This is a genomic window from Mycobacterium sp. IDUB_9, assembly GCF_055419505.1.
The window spans coordinates 1,114,531-1,137,681 of the sequence record NZ_JBVAXU010000002.1 but is presented as its reverse complement, the minus strand read 5'-3'; the positions used below and the strand labels follow the sequence as shown (position 1 = coordinate 1,137,681).

25 protein-coding genes are annotated in these 23,151 nt (G+C 68.0%); 7 read left to right on the top strand and 18 right to left on the bottom strand.

The window, feature by feature from the left end:
- From mnmA to ACZY08_RS14100, 9 genes are all read right to left on the bottom strand, one after another.
- Entirely contained in the window at positions 1–1,071 is a 1,071-nt protein-coding gene (gene mnmA / locus ACZY08_RS14140) for a tRNA 2-thiouridine(34) synthase MnmA (RefSeq protein WP_463744259.1), read from the bottom strand.
- Positions 1,068–2,291, bottom strand: coding sequence for a cysteine desulfurase family protein (locus ACZY08_RS14135; protein ID WP_463744260.1), 1,224 nt, complete (start codon positions 2,289–2,291; stop codon positions 1,068–1,070). The genes mnmA and ACZY08_RS14135 overlap by 4 nt, the downstream gene beginning before the upstream one ends.
- Before the next feature lie 48 nt (positions 2,292–2,339).
- Complete coding sequence (locus ACZY08_RS14130; RefSeq protein WP_463744261.1) at positions 2,340–3,182, bottom strand: lysophospholipid acyltransferase family protein; 843 nt, start codon at positions 3,180–3,182, stop codon at positions 2,340–2,342.
- Positions 3,179–4,066 carry a GNAT family N-acetyltransferase gene (locus ACZY08_RS14125; protein ID WP_463744262.1) on the bottom strand — a complete coding sequence of 296 codons (888 nt, stop codon included), beginning with the start codon at positions 4,064–4,066 and terminating at the stop codon, positions 3,179–3,181. Before ACZY08_RS14125 ends, ACZY08_RS14130 begins: the two co-directional genes overlap by 4 nt.
- A gap of 88 nt (positions 4,067–4,154) precedes the next feature.
- Positions 4,155–4,814 carry a nitroreductase gene (locus ACZY08_RS14120; RefSeq protein ID WP_463744263.1) on the bottom strand — a complete coding sequence of 220 codons (660 nt, stop codon included), beginning with the start codon at positions 4,812–4,814 and terminating at the stop codon, positions 4,155–4,157.
- Positions 4,814–5,224 (bottom strand): cupin domain-containing protein, encoded by a 411-nt coding sequence (locus ACZY08_RS14115; protein ID WP_463744264.1) that lies wholly within the window; start codon positions 5,222–5,224, stop codon positions 4,814–4,816. The genes ACZY08_RS14120 and ACZY08_RS14115 overlap by 1 nt, the downstream gene beginning before the upstream one ends.
- A gap of 1 nt (position 5,225) precedes the next feature.
- Positions 5,226–5,969 carry an SDR family oxidoreductase gene (locus ACZY08_RS14110; protein WP_463744265.1) on the bottom strand — a complete coding sequence of 248 codons (744 nt, stop codon included), beginning with the start codon at positions 5,967–5,969 and terminating at the stop codon, positions 5,226–5,228.
- A 171-nt stretch (positions 5,970–6,140) separates the two neighbouring features.
- Positions 6,141–7,097 (bottom strand): electron transfer flavoprotein subunit alpha/FixB family protein, encoded by a 957-nt coding sequence (locus ACZY08_RS14105; protein ID WP_463744266.1) that lies wholly within the window; start codon positions 7,095–7,097, stop codon positions 6,141–6,143.
- Between the two features lie 22 nt (positions 7,098–7,119).
- A complete protein-coding gene (locus tag ACZY08_RS14100) occupies positions 7,120–7,911 on the bottom strand; it encodes an electron transfer flavoprotein subunit beta/FixA family protein (protein ID WP_463744267.1) in 792 nt (263 codons plus the stop codon).
- Positions 7,912–8,140: 229 nt separating this feature from the next.
- Here ACZY08_RS14100 and ACZY08_RS14095 point away from each other — a divergent pair, with 229 nt between their 5' ends.
- From ACZY08_RS14095 to ACZY08_RS14070, 6 genes are all read left to right on the top strand, one after another.
- Complete coding sequence (locus ACZY08_RS14095; protein WP_463744268.1) at positions 8,141–8,926, top strand: class I SAM-dependent methyltransferase; 786 nt, start codon at positions 8,141–8,143, stop codon at positions 8,924–8,926.
- 89 nt (positions 8,927–9,015) lie between these two features.
- Entirely contained in the window at positions 9,016–10,527 is a 1,512-nt protein-coding gene (locus ACZY08_RS14090; protein ID WP_463745249.1) for a 1,4-alpha-glucan branching protein domain-containing protein, read from the top strand.
- A 91-nt stretch (positions 10,528–10,618) separates the two neighbouring features.
- On the top strand, positions 10,619–11,860 hold the full coding sequence (locus tag ACZY08_RS14085) for a glycosyltransferase family 4 protein (protein ID WP_463744269.1): 1,242 nt from the start codon (positions 10,619–10,621) through the stop codon (positions 11,858–11,860).
- Positions 11,861–11,900: 40 nt separating this feature from the next.
- Positions 11,901–13,298 (top strand): MFS transporter, encoded by a 1,398-nt coding sequence (locus ACZY08_RS14080; RefSeq protein WP_463744270.1) that lies wholly within the window; start codon positions 11,901–11,903, stop codon positions 13,296–13,298.
- Positions 13,291–14,049, top strand: coding sequence for an ArsR/SmtB family transcription factor (locus ACZY08_RS14075; RefSeq protein ID WP_463744271.1), 759 nt, complete (start codon positions 13,291–13,293; stop codon positions 14,047–14,049). Before ACZY08_RS14080 ends, ACZY08_RS14075 begins: the two co-directional genes overlap by 8 nt.
- A 63-nt stretch (positions 14,050–14,112) precedes the next feature.
- Positions 14,113–14,718 (top strand): hypothetical protein, encoded by a 606-nt coding sequence (locus ACZY08_RS14070; RefSeq protein ID WP_463744272.1) that lies wholly within the window; start codon positions 14,113–14,115, stop codon positions 14,716–14,718.
- 6 nt (positions 14,719–14,724) lie between these two features.
- Here ACZY08_RS14070 and ACZY08_RS14065 read toward each other — a convergent pair whose 3' ends face one another.
- Positions 14,725–15,468 carry an acyltransferase gene (locus ACZY08_RS14065; RefSeq protein WP_463744273.1) on the bottom strand — a complete coding sequence of 248 codons (744 nt, stop codon included), beginning with the start codon at positions 15,466–15,468 and terminating at the stop codon, positions 14,725–14,727.
- Positions 15,469–15,590: 122 nt separating this feature from the next.
- Between ACZY08_RS14065 and ACZY08_RS14060 the strand changes: the two genes are divergently transcribed.
- Positions 15,591–16,874: an outer membrane protein assembly factor BamB family protein gene (locus ACZY08_RS14060; RefSeq protein ID WP_463744274.1), complete on the top strand. Its 1,284-nt coding sequence runs from the start codon at positions 15,591–15,593 to the stop codon at positions 16,872–16,874.
- 7 nt (positions 16,875–16,881) lie between these two features.
- Here the strand turns inward: ACZY08_RS14060 and ACZY08_RS14055 are convergent, their stop codons facing one another.
- The 8 genes from ACZY08_RS14055 to ACZY08_RS14020 all read right to left on the bottom strand — a co-directional run bounded on the left by ACZY08_RS14055 (position 16,882) and on the right by ACZY08_RS14020 (position 23,095).
- The gene (locus ACZY08_RS14055; protein WP_463744275.1) at positions 16,882–17,571 is read right to left on the bottom strand and encodes an esterase; all 690 of its coding nucleotides are present in this window, start codon (positions 17,569–17,571) and stop codon (positions 16,882–16,884) included.
- A 74-nt stretch (positions 17,572–17,645) separates the two neighbouring features.
- The gene (locus tag ACZY08_RS14050; RefSeq protein WP_463745250.1) at positions 17,646–18,860 is read right to left on the bottom strand and encodes a THUMP-like domain-containing protein; all 1,215 of its coding nucleotides are present in this window, start codon (positions 18,858–18,860) and stop codon (positions 17,646–17,648) included.
- Positions 18,818–19,774 carry a class I SAM-dependent methyltransferase gene (locus ACZY08_RS14045; RefSeq protein ID WP_463745251.1) on the bottom strand — a complete coding sequence of 319 codons (957 nt, stop codon included), beginning with the start codon at positions 19,772–19,774 and terminating at the stop codon, positions 18,818–18,820. The genes ACZY08_RS14050 and ACZY08_RS14045 overlap by 43 nt, the downstream gene beginning before the upstream one ends.
- 79 nt (positions 19,775–19,853) lie before the next feature.
- Positions 19,854–20,525 carry an enoyl-CoA hydratase gene (locus tag ACZY08_RS14040; RefSeq protein ID WP_463744276.1) on the bottom strand — a complete coding sequence of 224 codons (672 nt, stop codon included), beginning with the start codon at positions 20,523–20,525 and terminating at the stop codon, positions 19,854–19,856.
- Positions 20,522–21,439: an NUDIX hydrolase gene (locus ACZY08_RS14035; RefSeq protein ID WP_463744277.1), complete on the bottom strand. Its 918-nt coding sequence runs from the start codon at positions 21,437–21,439 to the stop codon at positions 20,522–20,524. Before ACZY08_RS14035 ends, ACZY08_RS14040 begins: the two co-directional genes overlap by 4 nt.
- Entirely contained in the window at positions 21,436–22,305 is an 870-nt protein-coding gene (locus tag ACZY08_RS14030) for an ABC transporter ATP-binding protein (RefSeq protein ID WP_463744278.1), read from the bottom strand. The genes ACZY08_RS14035 and ACZY08_RS14030 overlap by 4 nt, the downstream gene beginning before the upstream one ends.
- Positions 22,236–22,952, bottom strand: a complete 717-nt coding sequence (gene yczE / locus ACZY08_RS14025) for a membrane protein YczE (protein WP_463744279.1) — start codon at positions 22,950–22,952, stop codon at positions 22,236–22,238. The genes ACZY08_RS14030 and yczE overlap by 70 nt, the downstream gene beginning before the upstream one ends.
- Positions 22,949–23,095 carry a hypothetical protein gene (locus ACZY08_RS14020; protein ID WP_463744280.1) on the bottom strand — a complete coding sequence of 49 codons (147 nt, stop codon included), beginning with the start codon at positions 23,093–23,095 and terminating at the stop codon, positions 22,949–22,951. The genes yczE and ACZY08_RS14020 overlap by 4 nt, the downstream gene beginning before the upstream one ends.
- Positions 23,096–23,151: the final 56 nt, after the last annotated feature.

The window sequence follows — 23,151 nt, the reverse complement described above, 5'->3', positions numbered from 1 at the left end:
TCACGTGCGTGCGATAGTCGCGCTGGCGATGACCTCGTCGCCCTCGGCGTCGGGGCGGTACAGCACCATGGTCTGGCCGGGCGCCACCCCACGCAATGGTGCCCGCAGGGACACCACCAACCTGCCGTCGCTCAGCTCAGCCACCGCGTCGGTGATGCCGCCATGCGCGCGCACCTGAATCTGGCATTCCACCGGCCCCTGCAGCGCGGCGCCACTGGTGAACACCGGCTTGTCGCCGAACAGCTCCCGCACCTCGAGGTCCTCGGCGGGTCCGACCCGCACGGTGCCCGTCTCGGCGTCGATCGCGGTGACGTAGCGCGGCCGGCCATCGGCCCCCGGTCCCGGGATACCCAGGCCCTTGCGTTGCCCGATCGTGAAGCCGTGCACGCCTTCGTGTTCGGCGAGAACGGTGCCATCGTTGTCGAGCACCGCGCCGGGCCGAATGCCGATGCGGGCGCCCAGGAACGCCTGGGTGTCCCCCGACGGGATGAAGCAGATGTCATGGCTGTCGGGCTTTTTCGCGACTGCCAGGCCACGCTCGGCGGCCTCGGCCCGGATCTGGGGCTTGGGCGTGTCACCGATCGGGAAGATCGCATGAGCGAGCTGCTCGGCCGTCAGCACACCCAGCACGTAGGACTGGTCCTTGTCGGCGTCGACGGCGCGGCGCAACCGGCCATCGGCCAGCCGCGCGTAGTGACCGGTGGCCACCGCATCGAAACCGAGCGCGAGCGCCCGTGCCGCGAGCGCGGAGAACTTGATGCGCTCATTGCACCGCACACAGGGGTTCGGGGTCTCGCCGCGGGCGTAGGACTCGACGAAGTCGTCGATCACGTCATCTTTGAACCGGTCGGCGAAATCCCATACATAGAACGGGATGTCGAGAATATCGGCTACCCGGCGGGCGTCACCCGCGTCTTCCTTGGAGCAGCATCCCCGTGATCCGGTGCGCAACGTACCGGGCGCCGACGAGAGCGCCATGTGCACTCCGACGACATCGTGACCGGCGTCGACCATCCGGGCGGCAGCCACCGAGGAATCCACGCCCCCGCTCATCGCGACCAGGACTCTCATGAGAACGTCCTCCCGGCACTGGCCAGCGCCGCCTGCCGGGCCCGCTCGACCGCAGCGGGCAGCACCTCGAGCACGGCGTCGACATCGGCGTCGGTACTGGTGTGCCCCAGCGAGAATCGCAGTGATCCGCGTGCGGTGGCCGGGTCGGCGCCCATGGCGATCAGGACGTGTGACGGCTGCGCCACGCCGGCCGTACACGCCGAGCCGGTGGAGCATTCGACACCCTTGGCATCGAGCAACATCAGAAGCGAATCACCTTCGCAGCCACGGAAAGTGAAGTGCGTGTTGGCAGGCAACCGGCCGGCTCCCCGTGGGCCGTTCAGGTGGGCGTCCTCGATCGTGGACAACACACCGTCGATCAACCTGTCCCGCAACGCCTGGACTCTGGAACTGTGCTCGGCGAGCCCACCGATGGCCACTTCGGCGGCCGCGGCCATCGCCACTGCGCCGGCCACATCGGGCGTGCCGGAACGGACGTCGCGTTCCTGACCGCCGCCGTGCAGCAGGGGCACACAGGCAGTGTCACGCCGCAACACCAGCGCGCCGACGCCCATCGGGCCGCCGAACTTGTGCGCCGCGACGCTCATGGCCGACAGCCCGGTCGCGGCGAAATCGACGGGGACCTGGCCGACAGCCTGGATGGCGTCGCTGTGCATCGGGATGTCGAACTCGGCCGCGACGGCGGCCAGCTCGGCGATCGGCATGATCGAGCCGACCTCGTTGTTGGCCCACATGATGCTGACCAGGGCTACCTCACCGGCACCGCCGGATCCGCCCTCCCCCTCGAGCGCCGAACGCAGGGACCCGGGTGTGACGACGCCCTCTGCGTCGACCGGCAGCCAGGTCACCTCGGCGTCCTCGTGGTCGACCAACCACTGCACGGCATCGAGAACCGCGTGATGCTCGACGGCGGTGGTGATGATCCGGCGCCGCTTCGGTTCGGCATCGCGGCGGGCCCAGTAGATGCCCTTGACGGCGAGATTGTCGCTCTCGGTGCCACCGGCGGTGAAGATCACTTCTGAGGGGCGGCAGCCCAGCAGACGGGCCAGGGTCTCGCGCGCCTCCTCCATCCGGCGCCGGGCCAGGCGCCCCGAACCGTGCAGCGAGGAGGCGTTGCCCACGCTGGTCAGCGCAGCCGTCATCGCTTCAACGGCGGCTGGGTGCATCGGTGTGGTGGCGGCGTGATCGAGATAGACCGGCCTGCCCGCGGAGGAGCTCATAACCTCTCCAGGATAGCCGCTGGCAGGCGACCCGCTCTCCAGCCGCCTTCAGGCCACCAGGACGTGCGCGGGAGCGCCAGGCAGCTCCTGGTGGTCGCGCACCACCGCCTCGCAGCGTCCGGCCAGCGCCCGCCGGTCGTCTCCGGGCAGCTGCAACGACCCGACATGCACGTGGCACACCGTGCGACGTGCGGTGATCACCCGTCGTATCGACCGAAGCAGCGTGTCCTCTCCCACGAACGACGGGATGGTCGACGGTCGGCCGTCTCGGTGCCGGTAGTTCAGGCGCAACGGCTGCACCGGCCGGGCGGCGTCGATCGCGGCCTGGAACATCGCCGGCCGGAACGGTCCGTAGGCCAGCCCGCACCAGGTGGTTCCCTCCGGGAAGGCCACCACGGTGTGCCCGGCGCGGAGCCGCTCGGCGACGGTGTTGACCACCGCGGGCAGCCGGCGCAGGCTGCCCCGATCGATCGGGATCACTTTCATCACCCGGGCCAGCCGGCCCACCGCGGGCCACTCCACCAGGTCGGCACGGGCCACGAACGAACCGGGCAGCACCGCACCGATCGTGAAGATATCCAGCCATGACACGTGGCCGCTGACGACGAGTACGCCCTGCAGGTTGCGAATAGGTCCGCCCGACAACGCGATTCGGACTCCGAAGCAACGCAGCATCAACCGGCAGTAGAACCGCTGCACGTGGGAGCGGCCCGGCATCGGCACCGCCAGCAGCGGCACCCCGGGGGCCAGCAGAACGGCCATCACCACCCGCACCGTGGTGCGGATCCAGACCACGAGCCGGCGGCCGGCGTCGGCGCCACCGGCATTCACGCAACTGCCGTCACACGATGCCCTGGGCAGCCAGGAATGCTCACAACTGGCGGTGGTCATGACGCGCCCCCGGCCGTCCCGTCGGCCATATCGGCTGCCGCCGAGACCGAGCGGAGGCGCTTGAGATAGCGGACGTCCGCGCGGCGTTTGTCCAGCAGGGCCGGAAAGTCCCCCACCCCGAAGTCGGGGTCGTGGGCCGGTTCCCCACACACCTGCGCACCGAGGCGCAGGTAGCCGCGCATCAGCGGCGGCACCGTGGTCCGTGACGGCGGGTCGATGTCATCGAGGTCTCTGCCGTCCAGCACCACCGGCCGGTACGGGTACACCGTGTGTTCGGCGGGCGCCGCGTGGCGGCGCCGCACGAAGTCACGGACCCCGCGGATCTGGGTTCCCGGCGGGCCGTCGGCGTTCCCTGCGACCGGCACGGAGACACAGCCCGTCACATAGTCGTATCCCGAGCGGTCGAGGTAGGCCAGGATGCCCGCCCACATCAACAGGACGACGGCTCCGTTGCGGTGATCGGACCGCACCACCGCACGGCCCATCTCGACCAGAGACGGCCGTAGCGCGTCGAGACCGCGTACATCGAACTCGGTGGCGGTGTACAGCCCGCCCGCGGCGATGGCGCCCGGCGGCGGCAGCATCCGGTAGCAACCCACCAGCTCACCGGTGCGGTCCTCGCGAACCAGCAGATGGTCGCAGTGCTCGTCGAACCGGTCGGCATCCAGACCAGCCGAGCGTCCGTCGACGTTCTCGCTGAGCGCGAATCCAGGTTCGGAGGTGAACACGTCGTGCCGGAGCCGCTGGGCGGCTTCGATGAGCTCGTGGTCGGCGGCCCGCGCACGCGAGGAGCGAAATGGATGAAGCAGGAGGGTGTAGCGGGGCGCATCGGGCGCCGCGCTGTCGGTGTGATCAGCGGCGATGAGTACAGATGCAGTGCTCATAACCAGCACGGTCGCCCAGTCGGGTCTCCATACGGCATCGCCCGCATGACGTGTCCGTGAGCGCCAGGTGACGTTTTGTGCCGCCGACTCAGTCGTCGAGGAACACCACGTTGTCACTGATCGGATTGCGCGGTGTATCCAGGTTGTTGGCGGGAAATGCCGGGTCGGCGTAACCGATCGACAGGCCACAGAGGATCTTCAGGTCTTCTGGGATCCCGAGTTGTTCACGCAGCACATCGGGATAGAACGAAATCGACACCTGCACGCAACTGCCGATACCCCGCTCGTTCAACGCCAGCAGCAGAGTCTGGAGGAACATCCCGACTCCCAGCGCGTCGACGTTCGTGAAATCGCGATGCATGCAGACCACCCCGGCGACGGGCGCGTGGAAGAACCCCCAATTGCGCAGTTGGGCTGCCCAGCGGCCCTCGGCGTCGTCGCGGGCGATCCCCATCGCTCCGTAGACCAGGGCGCCGCTTTCCCTGCGCCGGTGAGCGAACTGCGGCGGCAGGCCCGCGGAGCCGATCGCCGGCGGTGCGGCCTCGACCGCGGCGAGCAGCGCGTCGACCAATCTGACGCGCCGCTCTCCGGTGGCGAAGAAGACGTGCCAGGGCTGCGTGTTCGAGTTCGAGGGCGCCCGGATCGCCAAGGCGAGTGCCTCATCGAGCAGTTCTCGCGGAACGGGTTTGTCCGGCAAGAACATCCGCGATGACCGCCGCGACCGGACGACGTCCCCGAACTCGCCCATCAGCTGACTCGCCCGTCCTTGCGGGCCTCCAGTTCGTCGTCCTCGACGATGACGAGCATCGGTTGGCCGGGGACACACAGCATGTTGACGAGGAAGCGCAGGGGAACGTCGTCGCGATTGTTGGCATCCGAGTAGTGGATGACGTCACCGCCCGGTTCCCAGAAGGCCTCCCCCGCCTTGACCACCCGCGGCGCCTCACCCTCCAATTCGAAGAGCATCTCGCCCTCAAGCACATAGCCGAAGGCTGGTCCGGCCGGATGCCGGTGTGGCGGTGCCCCGGGCGACCCGGCGGGCCACTCGATGATCGTCGTCATCACCTCGGCATTGGGCGGGATGAACGGCGGTGTCGCGGTGGCGATCACGGTCATTGCGTCGTGGAGCGCCTGTTCGCGCTCAGCCGAGATCGGCATGTCAGCGAACCGCGATCCAGTCGGCCCAACGGGTTTCACCGAGGACCCCGTCATCGCCGGTGACCAGGCTGTTGTCGTCGACAGCGGTACCGAAGTACGTCGCCTGCGGATCGATCACGACGGGCTTGTCGTCACCTTGCCGGGCGAGCACCGCGCGGGCCATGTCGGCAAACGAGAACTTGTCGGGCCCACCGATGTTGACGATGCCGCCCAGCGGCGCGGCCTGCGCCACCTTGGCCACCTCGGCGGCGACGTCGTCGACAGAGATCAGCTGGATCCGTGCGTCGGGGACGCGTACCTCGTCTCCCACCACCAGCGACGCGGTGATGGCCTCGGCGAATTCCTGGAACTGAGTGGCCCGCACGATCGTGTACGGCAGCCCGGAGTCGGTGATGTTCTTCTCCTGGGCGACCTTGGCCCGCATGTAGCCACTGTCCGGCAAGCCGTCGTCGCCCACGATCGACAACGCGACGTAGTGCCCGACACCGGCCTCCTTGGCGGCGGCCGCCAGATTGCGCGAGGACGTGGTGAAGAAGTCCATCACCGGACCGTCCTCGAACGAGGGCGAGTTGACCACGTCGACCAACGCCTCTGCGCCGCTCAGTGCGTCTGCAAGACCTTCACCGGTGAGGACGTTGGCACCCGACGAAAGGGAGGCAGCCACCACGTCGTGCCCGGCGTCGGTGAGCAACCGCACTACCCGCGAACCGATCTGGCCGCTGGCACCTATGACTGTGATTTTCATTGTGCGAATACCTTTCTCTGTCGTGCTGACAGGACCAACACTGGCACCGCATGCCGAGATCCAAACCCTGGAAAGTCCGTGGTCTGCCCGCTCACCACACATGCCCAGCAGACACAAAACTGCCCCTTTTCCGAGGAAAAGGGGCAGTTTTGTGTGTGTTCGCGAGGGAAATTAACCCTTGCGGGCCTTGACGGCCTCGGTGAGCTGCGGGCTGACCTTGAACAGGTCACCGACGATGCCGAGGTCGGCGATCTCGAAGATCGGAGCTTCCTCGTCCTTGTTCACCGCGATGATCGTCTTCGACGTCTGCATGCCGGCGCGGTGCTGGATCGCGCCGGAGATGCCCAGGGCGATGTACAGCTGCGGCGACACGGTCTTGCCGGTCTGGCCGACCTGGAACTGGCCCGGGTAGTAACCCGAGTCGACCGCGGCGCGGGAGGCACCGACGGCACCGCCCAGCGAGTCGGCCAGCTCCTCGACGACCGAGAAGCTCTCGGCGCTGCCGACACCACGGCCACCGGCGACCACGACACTGGCCTCGGTGAGCTCGGGGCGGTCACCGGCAACGACGGGCTCGCGCTTGGTGATCTTGGTCGCGTTCTCGGCCTGGGCCGGGACCTCGACGTTGACGACCTCGCCGGCACCGTCGGCCGGGGCGGCCTCGATGGCACCCGGGCGCACGGTGATCACCGGGGTGTCACTGGTGACCTGGGCTTCGACGGTGAAGGCACCACCGAAGATCGAATGGATACCGACTGCGCCTTCGCGGACCTCGACCGCGTCGATCAGCAGGCCCGAGCCGATACGCGCGGCCAGGCGGGCGGCAACTTCCTTGCCGTCAGCGGTGGCAGCGACGATCACACCGGCGGGGGCAGCCGACTCGGCCAGTCCGGCCAGCACGTCGACGACGGGGGTTACCAGGTAGCTCTCCGCGTCGTCAGACTCGGCGACGTAGATCTTGGCCGCGCCGGCGGCCTTCAGGCCGTCGACCAGCGGGGCCGCGGTGCCCGGCTTGCCCACCACGACAGCGGCAGGCTCGCCCAGCACGCGGGCGGCGGTGATGAGCTCGGCGCTGACCTTCTTCAATGCGCCTTCGGAGTGCTCAGCGAGCACAAGTACTTCAGCCATGAGTTCTCGTTATGTCTTTCTGCTAGATCAGCTTTTGCGCGACCAGGTACTCGGCGATCTTCGTGCCGCCGTCGCCTTCGTCGGTCACCTTCTCGCCGGCGGTCTTCGGCGGCTTCGGGGTCGAAGACAGCACCTTGGAACCGGCATTGGCGACGCCGACCTCATCGGCTTCCACGCCGATCTCGGCGAGGGTGAGCACGGTGACTTCCTTCTTCTTCGCGGCCATGATGCCCTTGAAGGAGGGGAAGCGGGGCTCGTTGATCTTCTCGTTGACGCTGACCACGGCCGGCAGAGCGGCCTCGAGGCTGAACACGCCCTCGTCGGTCTCACGCTCGGCGGTGACCTTGCCGCCCTCGACGGTCAGCTTGCGCACGTGGGTGAGCTGCGGCAGGCCGAGGTACTCGGCGATCACGGCGGGAACAGCGCCGCCGACGCCGTCGGTGGCCTCGTTACCGGCGATGACCAGCTCGGTGCCCTCGATGGTGCCCAGCGCGCGGGCCAGTGCCCAACCCGTCTGGATCACGTCGGAGCCGTGCAGGCCGTCGTCCTTGAGGTGCACGGCCTTGTCGGCACCCATGGACAGCGCCTTGCGGATCGCCTCGGTGGCACGCTCGGGGCCGGCGGTCAGCACGGTGACAGTGCTGTCGCCGCCGTCGCGCTCCTTGATCAACAGCGCCTCTTCGACGGCGCGCTCGTTGATCTCGTCGAGCACGGCGTCGGCAGCCTCGCGGTCGAGGGTGAAATCGCCGTCGGACAGCTTGCGCTCCGACCAAGTGTCTGGGACCTGTTTGATCAGGACCACGATGTTCGTCATGACTCTGGTTCGTCCTCCTCGATGAGACCGGTGGTCCGGGCTCATATCACGTTCTAGGCAACTAGCATCATGTTACCGGTCGGTAACTTTTGATGGTTCGCAGGAACACCATAGCTGGTCGGAGTTTGTATTCCGGCCTCCCCTACCACACCCCTGAGGTATGGGAACCGTTGGTTGATTCGCCACCGACCCCTTCAACCTGGGTAAGCCTGGGTTAGCCTGCCTTCCAATGAGCACTATCGTGGACGACCCGGACGGCGTCGAATCTCGGGCCCTACCCCTGACCGGCGAGCGGACCATCCCCGGCCTGGCCGAGGAGAATTACTGGTTTCGTCGTCATGAGGTGGTGTATCGGCGATTGGCCGGCCGGTGCGCCGATCGTGAGGTCCTCGAGGCCGGCTGCGGTGAGGGCTACGGCGCCGACCTGATCGCCGACGTCGCGCGTCGCGTCGTCGCGCTGGATTACGACGAGGCGACGGTCGCACACGTGCGGGCCCGCTACCCGAGGGTGGACATCAAGCACGGCAACCTCGCCGAGCTGCCCCTGGCCGACCAGTCGGTCGACGTCGTGGTCAACTTCCAGGTCATCGAACATCTTTGGGATCAGGGCCAGTTCGTCTCAGAGTGCTACCGGGTGCTGCGGCCCGGCGGGGTATTCCTGGTCTCGACACCCAACCGCATCACCTTCTCCCCGGGCCTGGACACTCCGCTCAACCCGTTCCACACCCGTGAACTCAACGGCGCCGAGTTGACCGAGCTGCTGCACGATGCGGGATTCACCGTCGAGTCGATGCTCGGGGTCTTTCACGGCGCCGGACTCGCGGAGCTCGATGCCCGGCACGGCGGCTCGATCATCGAGGCGCAGGTACAGCGCGCCGTGGCCGACGCGCCGTGGCCCGAGCAACTGCTCGCCGACGTCGCGGCGGTCAGCATCGACGACTTCGACCTCACCCCGGCCGACGAGCGCGACATTGACGACAGCCTGGATCTGGTGGCGATCGCGGTGCGGCCGTGACACCGTCCGCCGGCGATCCGGCTCCCCGGCCCGATGTCGCCGGCGATCCGGCTCCCCGGCCCGATGTCGCCGGCGATCCGGCTCCGGGACTGTTCACGCTCGTCCTACACACCCACCTGCCCTGGCTGGCCCATCACGGCCGCTGGCCGGTCGGCGAGGAATGGCTCTACCAGTCCTGGGCCGCGGCGTACCTGCCGTTGATGCGTGTGCTGCGCGGCCTCGCTGCCGAGGATCGCAGCCACCTGATCACCCTCGGTATGACGCCGGTGGTCACCGCTCAGCTCGATGACCCCTACTGCCTCACGGGGATGCACCACTGGCTGGCCAACTGGCAGCTGCGCGCCCAGGAGGCGACGACGCTGCGTGAGCCAGAAAGCTTGCGGCAGTTCGGAATTCGCGAGTACGCCGAGGCCGGCGCGGCAATCGAGGAGTTCACCACCCACTGGCGCCACGGCGCCAGTGGGTTACTGCGCCGGCTGATCGACGCCGAAACCATCGAGCTGCTCGGCGGCCCGCTGGCGCACCCCTTTCAGCCGCTGCTCAACCCGCGCCTGCGCGAGTTCGCGCTGCGCGAAGGCCTGGCCGATGCCCAGCAGCGGTTCGGGCACACCCCCGTCGGCATCTGGGCACCCGAGTGCGCGTACGCGCCCGGCATGGAAACCGGTTACGCCGCGGCCGGTGTCGGCCATTTCATGGTGGACGGCCCGTCCCTGCACGGCGACACCGCGTTGGGCCGGCCCGTCGGCGAGTCCGACGTGGTGGCCTTCGGCCGCGATCTTCAGGTCAGCTACCGCGTGTGGTCGCCCAAGTCGGGCTATCCCGGTCACGCCGCCTACCGGGACTTCCACACCTACGACCACACCACCGGGCTCAAGCCGTCCCGGGTCACCGGTCGCAATGTCCCGTCCGAGGAGAAGGCGCCCTACGATCCGCAGCGCGCCGACCGCGCGATCGACGAGCACGTCGCCGACTTCGTCGCGGTCGTCCGCCGCCGCCTGGTCAGCGAGAGTGAGCGGATCGGCCGCCCGGCCCATGTGGTGGCCGCTTTCGACACCGAGCTGTTCGGGCACTGGTGGTACGAGGGCCCGGAGTGGCTGGGCCGAGTGCTGCGGGCACTGCCCGAGGCGGGCGTGCGAGTAGGCACTCTCGCGGACGCCAAGGCCCAGGGTTTCGTCGGTGCTCCCGTCGAATTGCCGCCCAGTTCATGGGGTTCGGGCAAGAACTGGCAAGTGTGGAACGGCGAGAAGGTGGCCGATCTGGTGGCGCTCAACAGCGAGGTGGCCGACGGCGCCCTGAGCACCGTGGACAAGGCGCTCACCCAGCACGCCTCGGTCGGTGCACCAACCCCGCGCGACCGGGTGGCCGATCAGATCCTGCGGGAGACCCTGTTGACGGTGTCCAGTGACTGGCCGTTCATGGTGAGCAAGGATTCGGCCGCGGAATACGCTCGGTACCGCGCTCACCTGCACGCCCACGCGACCCGCGAGATCTCCGATGCGCTGGCCTCGGGCCGACGCGACCATGCCGAGCGCCTCGCGGACGGCTGGAACAAGGCCGACGGGCTGTTCGGCGCCCTCGACGCCCGGCGTCTGCCAAAATGATCACCAGCACGAGCGTGCGAGTCTGCCGCTCGACACCCAGCCAATCCCCAGCATTGTGCGCACGGTCGCACCGGTACGAAGGCACGCAGTCATGAAGATCCTGATGGTGTCATGGGAGTACCCGCCCGTCGTCGTGGGCGGCCTGGGCCGACACGTGCATCACCTGGCCACCGCGCTGGCCGAAGCCGGCCACGACGTCGTGGTCCTCAGCCGCAGGCCCACCGACACCGATCCGAGCACCCACCCCTCGACCGACGAGGTCAGTGAGGGCGTACGGGTGGTAGCCGCCGCGCAGGACCCACACGAGTTCGAGTTCGGCACGGACATGATGGCCTGGACGCTGGCCATGGGGCACGCGATGGTGCGTACCGGCCTCTCCGTCAAAGATTATTCGGGTGACCGCTGGGTGCCCGACATCGTGCATGCCCACGACTGGCTGGTCGCCCACCCCGCCATCGCCCTGGCCGAATATTTCGATGTGCCACTGGTTTCCACCATCCACGCCACCGAGGCTGGGCGGCACTCCGGATGGGTCTCCGGACCGATCAGCCGCCAGGTACACGCCGTGGAGTCCTGGCTGGTGCGCGAATCCGATTCGCTGATCACATGTTCGGCGTCGATGAGCGATGAGATCACCGAACTGTTCGGACCCGAGCTGTCCGAGATCAGGGTGATCCGCAACGGGATCGATGCCGATCTCTGGCCGTTTGCGCCGCGGCGTCCCCGCACGGGCTCACCCGAGTTGCTCTACCTTGGCCGTCTGGAATACGAGAAGGGTGTGCACGATGCGATCGCGGCGCTACCCCGTATCCGCCGCGCTCATCCGGGCACCACGCTGACCATCGCCGGCGACGGCACCCAGCAGCAGTGGCTCATCGAGCAGGCGCGAAAGCACAAGGTGCTCAAGGCAACCCGATTTGTCGGACGGCTCGGCCACGAGGATTTGCTGGCGGCCCTGCAGGCGGCCGATGCCGCTGTGCTGCCCAGCCATTACGAGCCGTTCGGCATCGTGGCGCTCGAGGCGGCAGCCACCGGGACGCCGCTGGTGACCTCCAATGTGGGCGGCCTGGGCGAAGCTGTGATCGACGGCCAGACCGGAATGTCCTTCGCACCAAGGGATGTGGCGGGGTTGGCTGCGGCGGTCCGCGCCGTACTCGATGATCCCGAAGCAGCGCAGCGCCGGGCGATCGCCGCGCGCGAGCGCCTGAGCTCCGACTTCGACTGGCACACCGTGGCCGCCGAAACCAGCCAGGTGTATCTGGCCGCCAAACGTGCCGAGCGGGAACCGCACCCGCGCCGGCCGATCGTCGAGCACGCACTGCCCGACCGCTGATTCGACGGGCGTCGAACCAATCCGCACCTAACGTGCGGGTATGGCACCCAAACGTTCTGCCGCGATAACGCTGATCGCCGCATACCTCGGGTTGTTCATCGGCCTGGTCGACGCGAATGCCGTCAACCTGGCGCTACCGGCGATCGCCGGTGACCTGGGCGGCGGCGTGGCCGGTGCGCAATGGACCATCGACGCCTACAACGTGACGTTCTCGGCGTTTCTGCTGACCGCGGGATCCCTCGGTGACCGGTTCAGCCGGCGCCGCATGCTGCGGGTCGGGTTGGTGACGTTCGTCGGGGCCTCGATCGCTTGTGCGGTGGCGCAGTCACTGACCCTGTTGCTGGTGGCGCGGGCGGTTCAGGGTATCGGGGCGGCGATGATGCTGCCGCAGGGCCTGGCCATCGCCGCAGCGGCATTTCCGGACCCGCGTGGGCGGGCCCGTGCAACCGCGGCATGGGCGATGGCCGCGGCGAGCAGCACCGCGCTGGGGCCGCTACTGGGCGGGGCGCTGACCGAAACCGTGGGCTGGCGTTGGATCTTCTGGGTCAACGTGCCGGTAGGCCTGCTGGCGTTGGCGGCCAGCGCGACGCATCTGCCCGATTCGCGCGATCCGGGCGCCGCGCGCATCGACCTTCCGGGTCAGTGCCTGGCCATCCTGGCGCTCGGGGCGACGACGCTGGTGCTGGTCGAGGGACACGATTGGCGTTGGCCGCAGACCGTGACGATCGGGGCAACGGCCCTGGCCGCGTTCGTCGCATTCCTGGTCTCGCAGTACCGCGACCCGCACCCCATGCTGCCGCTGGACCTGTTCGGTAGTCGCAACTTGGTCGGGGCTCTGCTTGCGACCTTCACCATGACTTTCGGCATCTATGGCCTGCTCCTTGTGAACAGCTTTGCCTTCCAACAACTCCGGGGCTACAGCGCGTTGATGACCGCCATGTGGTTCCTGCCGATGCCGGTCGTCTACCTGGTGTTGATTCCGGTGGTCAACAGGGTGGCCCGCCACACCGGCCCACGCCCACCGATGACGGCTGGACTGGTGTTGATGGCGGTGGGGTCGCTGCTCTACGCCGCGGCCGGGCCGCTGGGCGCCATCGAATGGCTGGAACTCTCATTCGTGCTGGCGGGCGCCGGGCTGGCGCTCAACACCGGCCCGGCGGTGATGCTGGCCATGGAAGTGATCCCGCCGGCACGGGCGGGGCTGGCCTCGGGTGTGGTGAATCTGGCGCGTCTGCTGGGTATCACTGTCGGCGTCGCGGTGTTGGGTAGTGCCATGACGGGCGTCGGCGGGGCCGCCGGGGTGCGCGCCGCACTGCTCATGGGCGCCGCGTGCCAGTTGGTGGGCGCGGTGCTGGCGCTACGGCTGACGCGACGCACCCGGGCCCCCGCAGAAACGGGTAACCACACCACGGCCGGAAAGGAGTCATGCCATGCGTGAGGCACAGGAACTGGCCTCGACAACCGAGGTGGACATCGCCGCGGTCGCGACGCTGCTGGCCGACCCCGCGCGCTGCAAGGTGCTGCTGGCGCTCGATGACGGCCGTTCCCTGCCGGCCAGTGTGCTGGCCGAGGAAGCCGGTATCAGCCGTCCGACGGCCAGCAGTCACCTGGCCAAGCTGACCGATGCCGGCCTGCTCGCGGTCCGCACACAGGGCCGCCACCGCTACTACCGGCTGGCCGGACCTGAGGTCGGCGCGCTCATCGAGCAGCTCGGCCGGCTGGCGCCGGCCCGCCCGGTCACCTCGCTACGGGAGGGAACCCGCGCGGCGCGCCTACGCTCCGCCCGCACTTGTTACGACCACATCGCCGGTCGGCTAGGTGTGCAGCTCATGGGCAGCCTGCTCGATCGCGGCGTACTCACCGGCGGTGACGGCTGGTTTCACCCCGGCGGGACCGACCGGCTGAGCAGCCCGGGCCACGACGTGCCCTATCGGCTCACCGACGGCGGACACGACCTGCTCCATCAACTGGGAATCGAATTACCCAGCGGCCCAAGGCCAGTGGTGCGGTACTGCGTGGACTGGACCGAGCAGCGTCACCACGTCGCCGGCGGGTTGGGCCGAGCGCTTCTCGACCATTTCCTGGCCGCCGAGTGGCTGCGCCGCACCCCACGTCACCGTGCGCTGACCGTGACCGATTCCGGCCGCGCCGCCCTGAGCGACCGATTCGGCATCGACTGGACGGGTTGACGCACGCGTTCAAGAATTGCCGAACGCCTGTCGGCTGCGGTGTCCACCAAGCACAATCGAGCCGTGACCTGGACCCGCAGACATCTACGCAAGACTTGCGCTGCGCTCGTCGGCGCAACCGTCTCACTCGGCCTCGCCGCACCGGCCACCGCTGAACCGGGCGGCGCCACGCCGAGCTTGCCCGCGTTCGTGCCCCACCCTTCGGACTGGTCGCCGAACTACACGGTGTTCCCCTACAACCTGTGGCAGGTGCGCGTCACTCCCGAACAGATCGACGCGCAGCGGGAGTCCTGCCAGTGGTTCAACGCCCAGTACGGCACGCTGATGACTCAGATCGTGGGCTTCCAGAGTTTCCTGGGCGAGCGTCACGACTATTGGTCTGCGCCCGGCGTGCAGGCCGCGGGCGATGCCGTGAAGGCCAACGTCGATCAGTCGGCGGCGTTCCTGGATCCCCGCGCCCACACCCTCTACATCACCAATTATCCGGACCAGAGCGAGTATTCACCGCTGTACAACGGTGATTCGATCTATCACTTGTGGTATCAGCTGACCCAGATCAGCGACAAGATCCAGCAGCAACAGCCGTCCGGAGTGATCAACGCCAACATCGCCACCGCCAACGTCTACGGGAACGTGATCCGCGACTCCGGGGTGTGCAACGGGGCGTAAGCGCCCTCAGTGGCTGTTGGCGGCCTTCTTGCGCTCGATATCGGCCAGGGCCGCGGCGAGTTCGGCGCGCTCGGCGGCCGACGTCTCCCAATCCAGCTTGCGGTTCTTGACCACCTTGGCCGGCGCCCCCACGGCGATCGAGAAATCGGGGATCTCCCCTTTGACCACGGCATGTGCGCCCAGCACACAGCCACGGCCGACGGAGGTGTTGCGCAGGATGGTGACCTTCGCGGCGACCCAGGTGTCCGGACCGATCCGCACCGGGCCCTTGACGATCCCCTGGTCCTTGATGGGCATGTCGATGTTGTCCATCTTGTGGTCGAAGTCGCACACGTAGCACCAATCGGCCATCAGCGCGGAGTCGCCGAGCTCGATGTCGAGGTAGGTGTTGATCACGTTGTCGCGGCCGAGCACCACCTTGTCGCCGATGCGCAGCGAGCCCTCGTGGCAGCGGATGGTGTTCTTGTCACCGATGTGCACCCAGCGGCCGATCTCCATCTGCGCCAGTTCCGGGGTGCACTGGATCTCCACGCCCTTGCCCAGGAACACCATGCCGCGGGTGATGATGTGCGGGTTGGCCAGCTTGAACTTCAGCAGCCGCCAGTACCGCACCAGATACCACGGGGTGTACGCGCGATTGTCGATCACCCATCGGAGCGAGGCCTTCGTCAGGAAATCCGCCTGGCGCGGATCACGCAGCCGCGAGCCCCGCCACCGCTTGTGGATCGGGGCACCCCACATCGTCGTCATGGCCGGACAGCCTACGCGAGCACTTTCGACGGCTTCCGGGTCCTGCGCCGCAACGCGGCCGCGTTACCCTCACCAGGGTCACAATTACGAGCGCCCTGCGTATTCGGCGACGAAAGGACATCGTGTTCCGGCGATACCTTGTACTGGCGGTCACGGTGCTGTTCACGGGCCTGCTCGCCGGTTGTGAGAACACCGATTCATGGGTGGACGCACACGCCGCACAGGGTTGGTCAGCGCAATACGGAGACGCTGCCAACAGCAGTTTCATCCGGTCCCGTGGTCCCGAGGCTCTCCGGCTGGAATGGAGCCGGTCGGTCAAGGGTGAGCTGGCGGCCCAGGTGGCGCTGAGCACGAACAACCGTCTGGCCGTCAACGCGCAGACCGCTGGAGGTTGTTCGTTGATGGTGTGGGAGGCCGACAACAACGCCCGCCAGCGCTGGTGTACGCGATTGGTCCTGGGCGGCGGCTGGTCCAGTCCCCTGTTCGACGGGTTCGACAATGTCTATGTCGGCCAGCCCGGCACCATCTTGTCCTTCCCGCCGACACAGTGGATCCGCTGGCGTCAGCCGGTGATCGGCATGCCGACCACGCCCAGGCTTCTCGATGACGGTCAGCTGCTGGTGGCCACCCATCTGGGTCAGGTGCTCGTGTTCAACGCGCATCGCGGCACGGTCGAGGGCACGCCGCTGGATCTGGTCTCCGGCGTGGACCCGACCGATTCCCAGCGCGGTCTCGGCGACTGCCAGCCGGCCCGGTCACGGTGCCCGGTGGCGGCCGCACCGGCGTTCTCGCATCAGGCGGGGCTCGTGGTGCTGAGTGTGTGGCAGCCCGGCACCGACGCGCCCGTGCTGATGGGACTGCGTTATCACCCCGGCGGGAAGACGCCGCTGACGCAGGAATGGACGAGCACCGCGGTGGACCGCGGGCCGCTGGCCAGCCCGGTGCTGTCGGCCGACGGTTCGACGGTGTATGTCAATGGCCGCGATCAGAAACTGTGGGCGCTCAACTCCGCCGACGGCTCGCCGAAATGGTCGGTGCCGCTGGACTATCTGGCCCAGACCCCGCCGTCGGTGTCACCGGACGGGCTGATCGTGGCCGGTGGTGGGCCGGAGGCCAAGCTGACCGCGGTGCGCGACGCCGGCGACCACGGCGAGGTGGCCTGGACCCGTGACGACGTCGTACCGCTGACCACGTCGAGCCGCGCTGACGGTGTGGGTTACACGGTTGCCCGCGAGGGCGGGCACGGCCAGGCGCTGTTGGTCTTCGACAGCGGCGACGGGCACACCCTCAACAGCTATCCCGTACCTGAGGCCACCGGCTGGCCGGTCGGGGTTTCGATCGGGAATGACCACCGGATCGTCACCGCCACCAGTGACGGCCAGGTGTACGGGTTCGCGCCGGCCTGATCGGCGCTCAGGCCAGCAGCGCCGCCACGGCGGACCGCGGGACGTTGGCCTGGCTGGCTCCGGCGGCCTCGGGCAACAGTTCACCCTGGCCGAAGAAGAAGATCACCGAGTCGTCGGTGATCGCGAAATTCTGATAGTGCGTGGGGTCCAGGCCGACGGCCGGCGTGATGGCCTGTTCGATGCCCGACTGCTTCTGTAATTCGCGCTGCACAATCGGGAAGACCACGTCCAGCGGCCTGGTTCCCGGCTTGAACAGGGTGTCGAAGGTGATCGGCGCCCGGGTGGCCACGTTGTAGTTGAACGTCTTGTACCAGGTCTGTGGGTGGGCACCGCCGACGTTCTGATACACCTCGAACACCAGACTCTGGGTGTGCGGTGGTGTCCCGGAGTTGTAGGCCGTGCCCTTGGCATCCAGGACGTAGGGCTGGTCGCGTGAGCCGGGCATGCCCGAGACGTTGACGAAGCCGTCACGGGTCTGGATCAGGTAACCGGCGACGGCCTGCTGATCGGGATAGTCGACCGGGAACGTGTAATCCAGTGTGTAGGTGGCATTGGCGGTGTGCACCTGACAGATCTGACCGCCGTCGACGGTGCCGCCGAGGTCGGCACAGGCCGACTGTGCAGCCGCCACGGGCATGCCGAGCCAGCCGAGCAGCGCACCGGCCGCCAGCAGGGCTGTCACAGGGGAAATTCGCATCGTCAGTCGTCCTCGCAGGCGATCAACTCACACCGGTGGATCCACCGGCGTGTTTCGTTCAGGGTACGTGTCAGTTATCGAGACGGGCGACAAATGAATGCCGTTGCCCGACTGGCCGCTCCAGAGCCGAGCCGGGCGATCACCACCGCCAGGCGTTCGCTACCGCGCAGCCGCATCCGCGTCCGCAGCGCATCGGGGTCGATGTCCACGCCACGGATCAGGATTTCCAGCGCTCCTACCGACCGCGCCGCCAGCGCGGACCTGAGCCGACGTTCCTGAAATTGCAGTTGTTCCAGGACCTCGAAACCGCGCATCCCGGCGGGCAACTCGTCACCGGACAGGTAGGCGATGTCGGGGTCGAGCTGCCACAGGCCGTGCCGGGCCGCGTAGTGGCGCACCAGTCCGGCGCGCACCACCGCGCCGTCGGGGTCGACAATCCAGCGGCCTGCCTCGGCGACGGGACAGTCGTCGGGTTCGGCGTCCGTGATCTGTTCGGAGGTTTGGAGCATGCTGGCCCGCCGTCGCACGCCGGGTTCGGTCAGGCCGGGTGACCACAGGCATGCCTCCCGCACGCTGCCGCCCACCGAGGTCACCTCGATCTCGCCGGTGAACCCCATTTTGGTGAGCTCGTCGAAATCTATTCCCGGGGCACACTTCACCACCAGGTCCCGGCCACCGTAGACGTCCAGGACCGCGTCGAGCGCCGGGGTGTAGGCCCGCGGGTCGAAGCGTCGCCGTCCACCGGACCGGCGAGCCGGGTCAATGATCACCACCGTGTTGCGGGTTATCGGCGCCAGTGCGTCGGCCCGGCACAGTGGAACAGCGGTGCCGCCGTCATCAAGATTGTTGGCTGCCATTGCCAACCGCACCGGATCGAGGTCGCTGCCGACCAGCTGAGCAGCGCAATCACGCAGTGCCACAAGCTCAGTGCCGATCGAACAGGTGGCGTCGTGAACCCGGGCCCCGGCCAGCCTGCGGGCCCGGTGCGCAGCCACCGGCGCGGCTGTCGCCTGTTGCAGCGCGTCGTCGGTGAACAGCCACCGGTCCGGGTCGCTGAACTTGCCCTGCGCACGTCTGCGCAGTTGTACGGTCTCCACAAGCACCGCCGCGCGGTCACCGAATTGCGCTCGGGCAGAGGCGATATCGCTGACCAACGACGCTCCGGCCAGCGACATCCCGGCGACCTGAGTCAGTGCCTGCCGTCCCGCATCGGAGCGCAGATACGAGACGTGGGCCAAACCGAAATCTAGGACGGCTTGACCCCGGTGACCATCACGTTGTAGAACCAGCCCTTGGGCACCACGCGGCGCCACACGTTGGCGTCGACCCAGCTCAGCGTGGTCCAGCTGTTGAACGCGAACTTGGCCCAGCCCCAGCCCAGGCGCCCCGGGGGCACCGCCGCTTCGAAGGTGCGCACCGGCCAGCCGAGCATCGCCGCGGTGAATTCCTCGCTGGCGGTACGAACTTCGACGGCACCGGCATTGGAGGCCATGCGCTCCAGATCGGCCGGGTCGAAGGTGTGCAGGTCGACGACCGCTTCCAGCGCCGCGGCGCGGGAGGACTCGTCGAGTTCGTCCTGGGGCCGACGCCATTCGCTCAGCCAGGGCAGCTTGGTCAGGTTGGTGGTGGCGTGCCAGGTGAAGGTGGACAGCTCACGCGCGTACTTGTTGCCGACCGTGGTGGGCTCGCCAGCGAAGACGAAACGGCCCCCCGGCTTGAGCACCCGGACCACCTCGCGCAGCGAGAGTTCGACGTCTGGAATGTGGTGCAGCACCGCGTGCCCGACCACCAGGTCGAAGGTGTTGTCCTCGTACGGGATGCCCTCGGCGTCGGCGACCCGTCCGTCGATGTCCAGGCCGAGTGACTGACCGTTCCGGGTCGCCACCTTGACCATGCCCGGGGACAGGTCGGTGACCGAACCGCGCCGCGCCACCCCGGACTGGACCAGGTTGAGCAGGAAGAAACCGGTACCGCAGCCCAGCTCGAGGGCCCGGTCGTAGGGCAGCTCACGTTGCTGTGCCTCGGGCACGATCGCGTCGAACCGGCCGCGGGCATAGTCGATACACCGCTGGTCGTAGGAGATCGACCACTTCTCGTCGTAGGTTTCGGCTTCCCAGTCGTGGTAGAGCACCTGCGCAAGCTTGCTGTCGTGCATCGCGGCTTCGACCTGCTCGGCCGTGGCGTGCGGATTAGGAGTCGGCATGCCGGCAAGATCTGCGTCGGTGCCGGAATCCTTGATGTCAGTCATGCAGGGCAGCCTAACGGCCCGGGTCAGGTCGGCGTCAGGGCCGGTCCACCACTCCGTCGACGGCAGCCTTCGCCGCGGCCAACACGTCCACCGGATGGTCGACGAATCGCCGTGCCCAGGCCAGCGCCTCGTCGTAGACGTGGTCGGGTGCCACCATCTGGTCGATCAGGCCGAGCTCCAGGGCTTCCTCGGCGCCGACGAATCGTCCGCTGAACACCAGTTCCTTGGCCTTACTGGGTCCGATGGTCTGGGCCAGCCGCGCACCACCACCGGCCCGGGGGGCCAGGCCGGCCAGGATCTCGGTCGCGCCGAACTTGACGTTGTCGCCGCTCACCCGCCAATCGGCGGCCATCGCCAGGGTCATCCCGCTGCCCAGTGCGTAGCCGGTGATGGCGGCGACGGTGGGTTTGGGGATGGCTGCCACCGCTTCGACGCACTGGCGCAGCGCCGTGTCGGCCGCCGCGGCCTCGGCGGTGTTCAGCGTGCGCAGCTCGGGTACGTCGTCGCCCGCGCAGAAGATCTCATGTCCACCGAACAGGATCACCACGGAGATGTCGGTGCGTTCACCCAGCTCATGGGCGGCCGAGAGGATCTCGCGGTACATCTGCCGGGTCAGCGCGTTGGTCGGTGGCCGCGACAGCATCAGGGTGCCGACGCCGTCCAGTTCCGGCGTGACCCCGGTGATCACGCTGACGAACTCGCTCACTGGTCCGATTCCCCGGTCGCTTCGCTCCTGCCCGCCGAAACCGATTCCCCGGTCGCTTCGCTCCTGCCCGCCGAAACCGATTCCCCGGTCGCCGCACCCCGGCCCAGCGGCGCCCGGTGGTTCCTGGCCGCGTTGTACCGGCCACTGTCGAAGAACTCGATCTGCCAGCTCCCTTCACCCAGGGAGAGGTTGGGCTCGGTGGCGACGATCTTGCGCTCGGTCGCCAGCACGTCGGCGACCGAGCGGCCGCTGAGTGAATTGAGCTGGGTCCAGGTCGGCGGGAGCAGGAACGAATTGCCCCGTTCGAAGTCGTCGAGGCCGGCCTGCGGGGTGCTCCAGAACGCACGGTCGGTTTCGGTGTTCTCACCGTCAGCCCGCTGCCCCTCGGGCAGCGCGCCCACGAAGAAGAAGGTGTCGTAGCGACGGGTGCGTTCCTCTTTGGGGGTGATCCAGTTGTCCCACGGCCGCAGCAGGTCGGCACGCAGTACGAGCTTCTCGTCGCGCAGGAAGTCTGCGAACGACAACGAGTGGTTGGCCAGGGCGGCGCGTGCTTCGCCGTAGACGGACGCGTCGGACACGATGCCCGCATCGCCTTTTCCGCTGGCGGGACCGGCGAACAGAACGCCGGACTCCTCGAAGGTCTCCCGGGCCGCGGCGCACACCAGCGCCTCGGCCAGTCCGGTGTCCACCCCGAGGCGCTGGGCCCACCAGTCCGGTTCGGGACCGAACCAGGCGATGTCGGCGTTGCGGTCACGGTCGTCGACTCCGCCGCCAGGGAACACCATCACCCCGGCGACGAACTCCATCGCCGCGTGCCTGCGCATCATGAAGACTTCGATCGCCTCGGCGGCGTCCCGAACGAGCATCACCGTGGCCGCGGGCCGCGGCACCAGTGGATCGTCACTACTCGTCATTCACGCCTCCTATGAGCCGCACGGCTCCTGGTTCGGCGGGCGAAGTAGCGCCCGTCGATGACATCCAGCGCGATCGACTGACCGAACGCCTTGGACAGGTTGTCAGCAGTCAACACCTCGGTCAGTAGACCCGACGCAACCGCGTGCCCTTCTGACAGGATCAGCGCGTGGCTGAATCCGACCGGAATCTCCTCGACATGATGGGTGACCAGCACCATGGCCGGCGCATCGGGGTCGGCTGCCAGGTCCGTCAACCGCGCCACCAGCTCTTCGCGGCCGCCGAGGTCGAGACCGGCTGCGGGCTCGTCGAGCAGCAGGAGTTCGGGGTCGGTCATCAGCGAGCGGGCGATCAGGACCCGTTTGCGTTCGCCTTCCGAGAGCGTCCCGTAGGTGCGTTCGGCGAGGTGTTCGGCGCCCACGCTCTCCAACATGTCGACGGCCTGGGCATAGTCGACGTCCTCGTAGACCTCGCGCCAGCGGCCCAGCACGGCATAGCCGGCCGACACCACGAGATCGCGCACCACCTCGTCATCGGGAATCCGCTGCGACAACGCCGAACTGCTGAGTCCGACGCGGGCCCGCAGCTCGGACATGTCGGCGCGGCCCAGCCGCTCACCGAGCACGTAGGCGGTACCCGACGAGGGGTATTCGGTGGCCGCCGCGATCCGCAGCAGCGAGGTCTTGCCTGCTCCGTTGGGGCCGATCACCACCCAGCGCTCATCGAGCTCGACGCTCCAGGTGATGGGTCCGACCAGGGTGTTGCCGCCCCGGCGCAGGGTCACGCGCGCGAAGTCGATCAACAGGTCGGGGTCGGTTCCGTCTCCGTCATCGCTGATTGTCGAGTCGGTGCGTTCCCCTGAGGCCACTCGCCCATCGTAGTGATCGAATCCTGATCCGCTCGGGCACGCCCGCCGCTGAAATCATGGAACAACACGGATCGTGGGGTCAGCCGCAGGAACAGCTGCACCAGCGGGCCGATCCCGACGGCGTAGACAACGGTGCCGATGCCGACGGTGCCGCCCAGTAGCCAGCCCACCGCCAGCACCGTCGCCTCAATCCCGGTGCGCACCAGGCGGACCGACAGCCCGGTCCGGGCCACGAGTCCGGTCATCAGGCCGTCACGAGGGCCCGGGCCCAGGCCGGCGCCGATGTAGAGCACGGTGCTGATGGCGTTGAGCACCACGGCACCGATCAACATTGCGATGCGCACCGGCAACGCCGACGGTGCCGGCAGGACCGCGAGTGCTGCGTCCACCGTGACGGCGATGACGATGACGTTGGCGACGGTCCCGATGCCGGGCCGGTTGCGCAGCGGGATCCAGGCCAGGAGGACGACGACGCCGACGACGGCCGAGGCCATCCCGAGTGACAGCGGCGTGTGACGGGTGAGGCCCTGATGGAAGACGTCCCATGGATCGAGTCCGAGCCCGGCGCGCACCATCATCGCCATCGACACGCCGTAGCCGCACAGGCCGACCAGGAGCAGCGTGCCGCGTTGGAATGCGGACCTCATGCGTGGTCGGGGAATCGGACGCGGATCGCGTCGAGCTCGCTGCGCACCCGGCGAGCGTCGGCATCACGGTCATCGGCGTAGTTACCGGCGTCGTACACACGGCGGAGATTCTCCGCCAGTCGGGAAATCCAGTTCCGTGCCATGCATCCATGATCACGACGATGTGGCTTGCTCTTCAATATCCAGTTGGCTCATACTG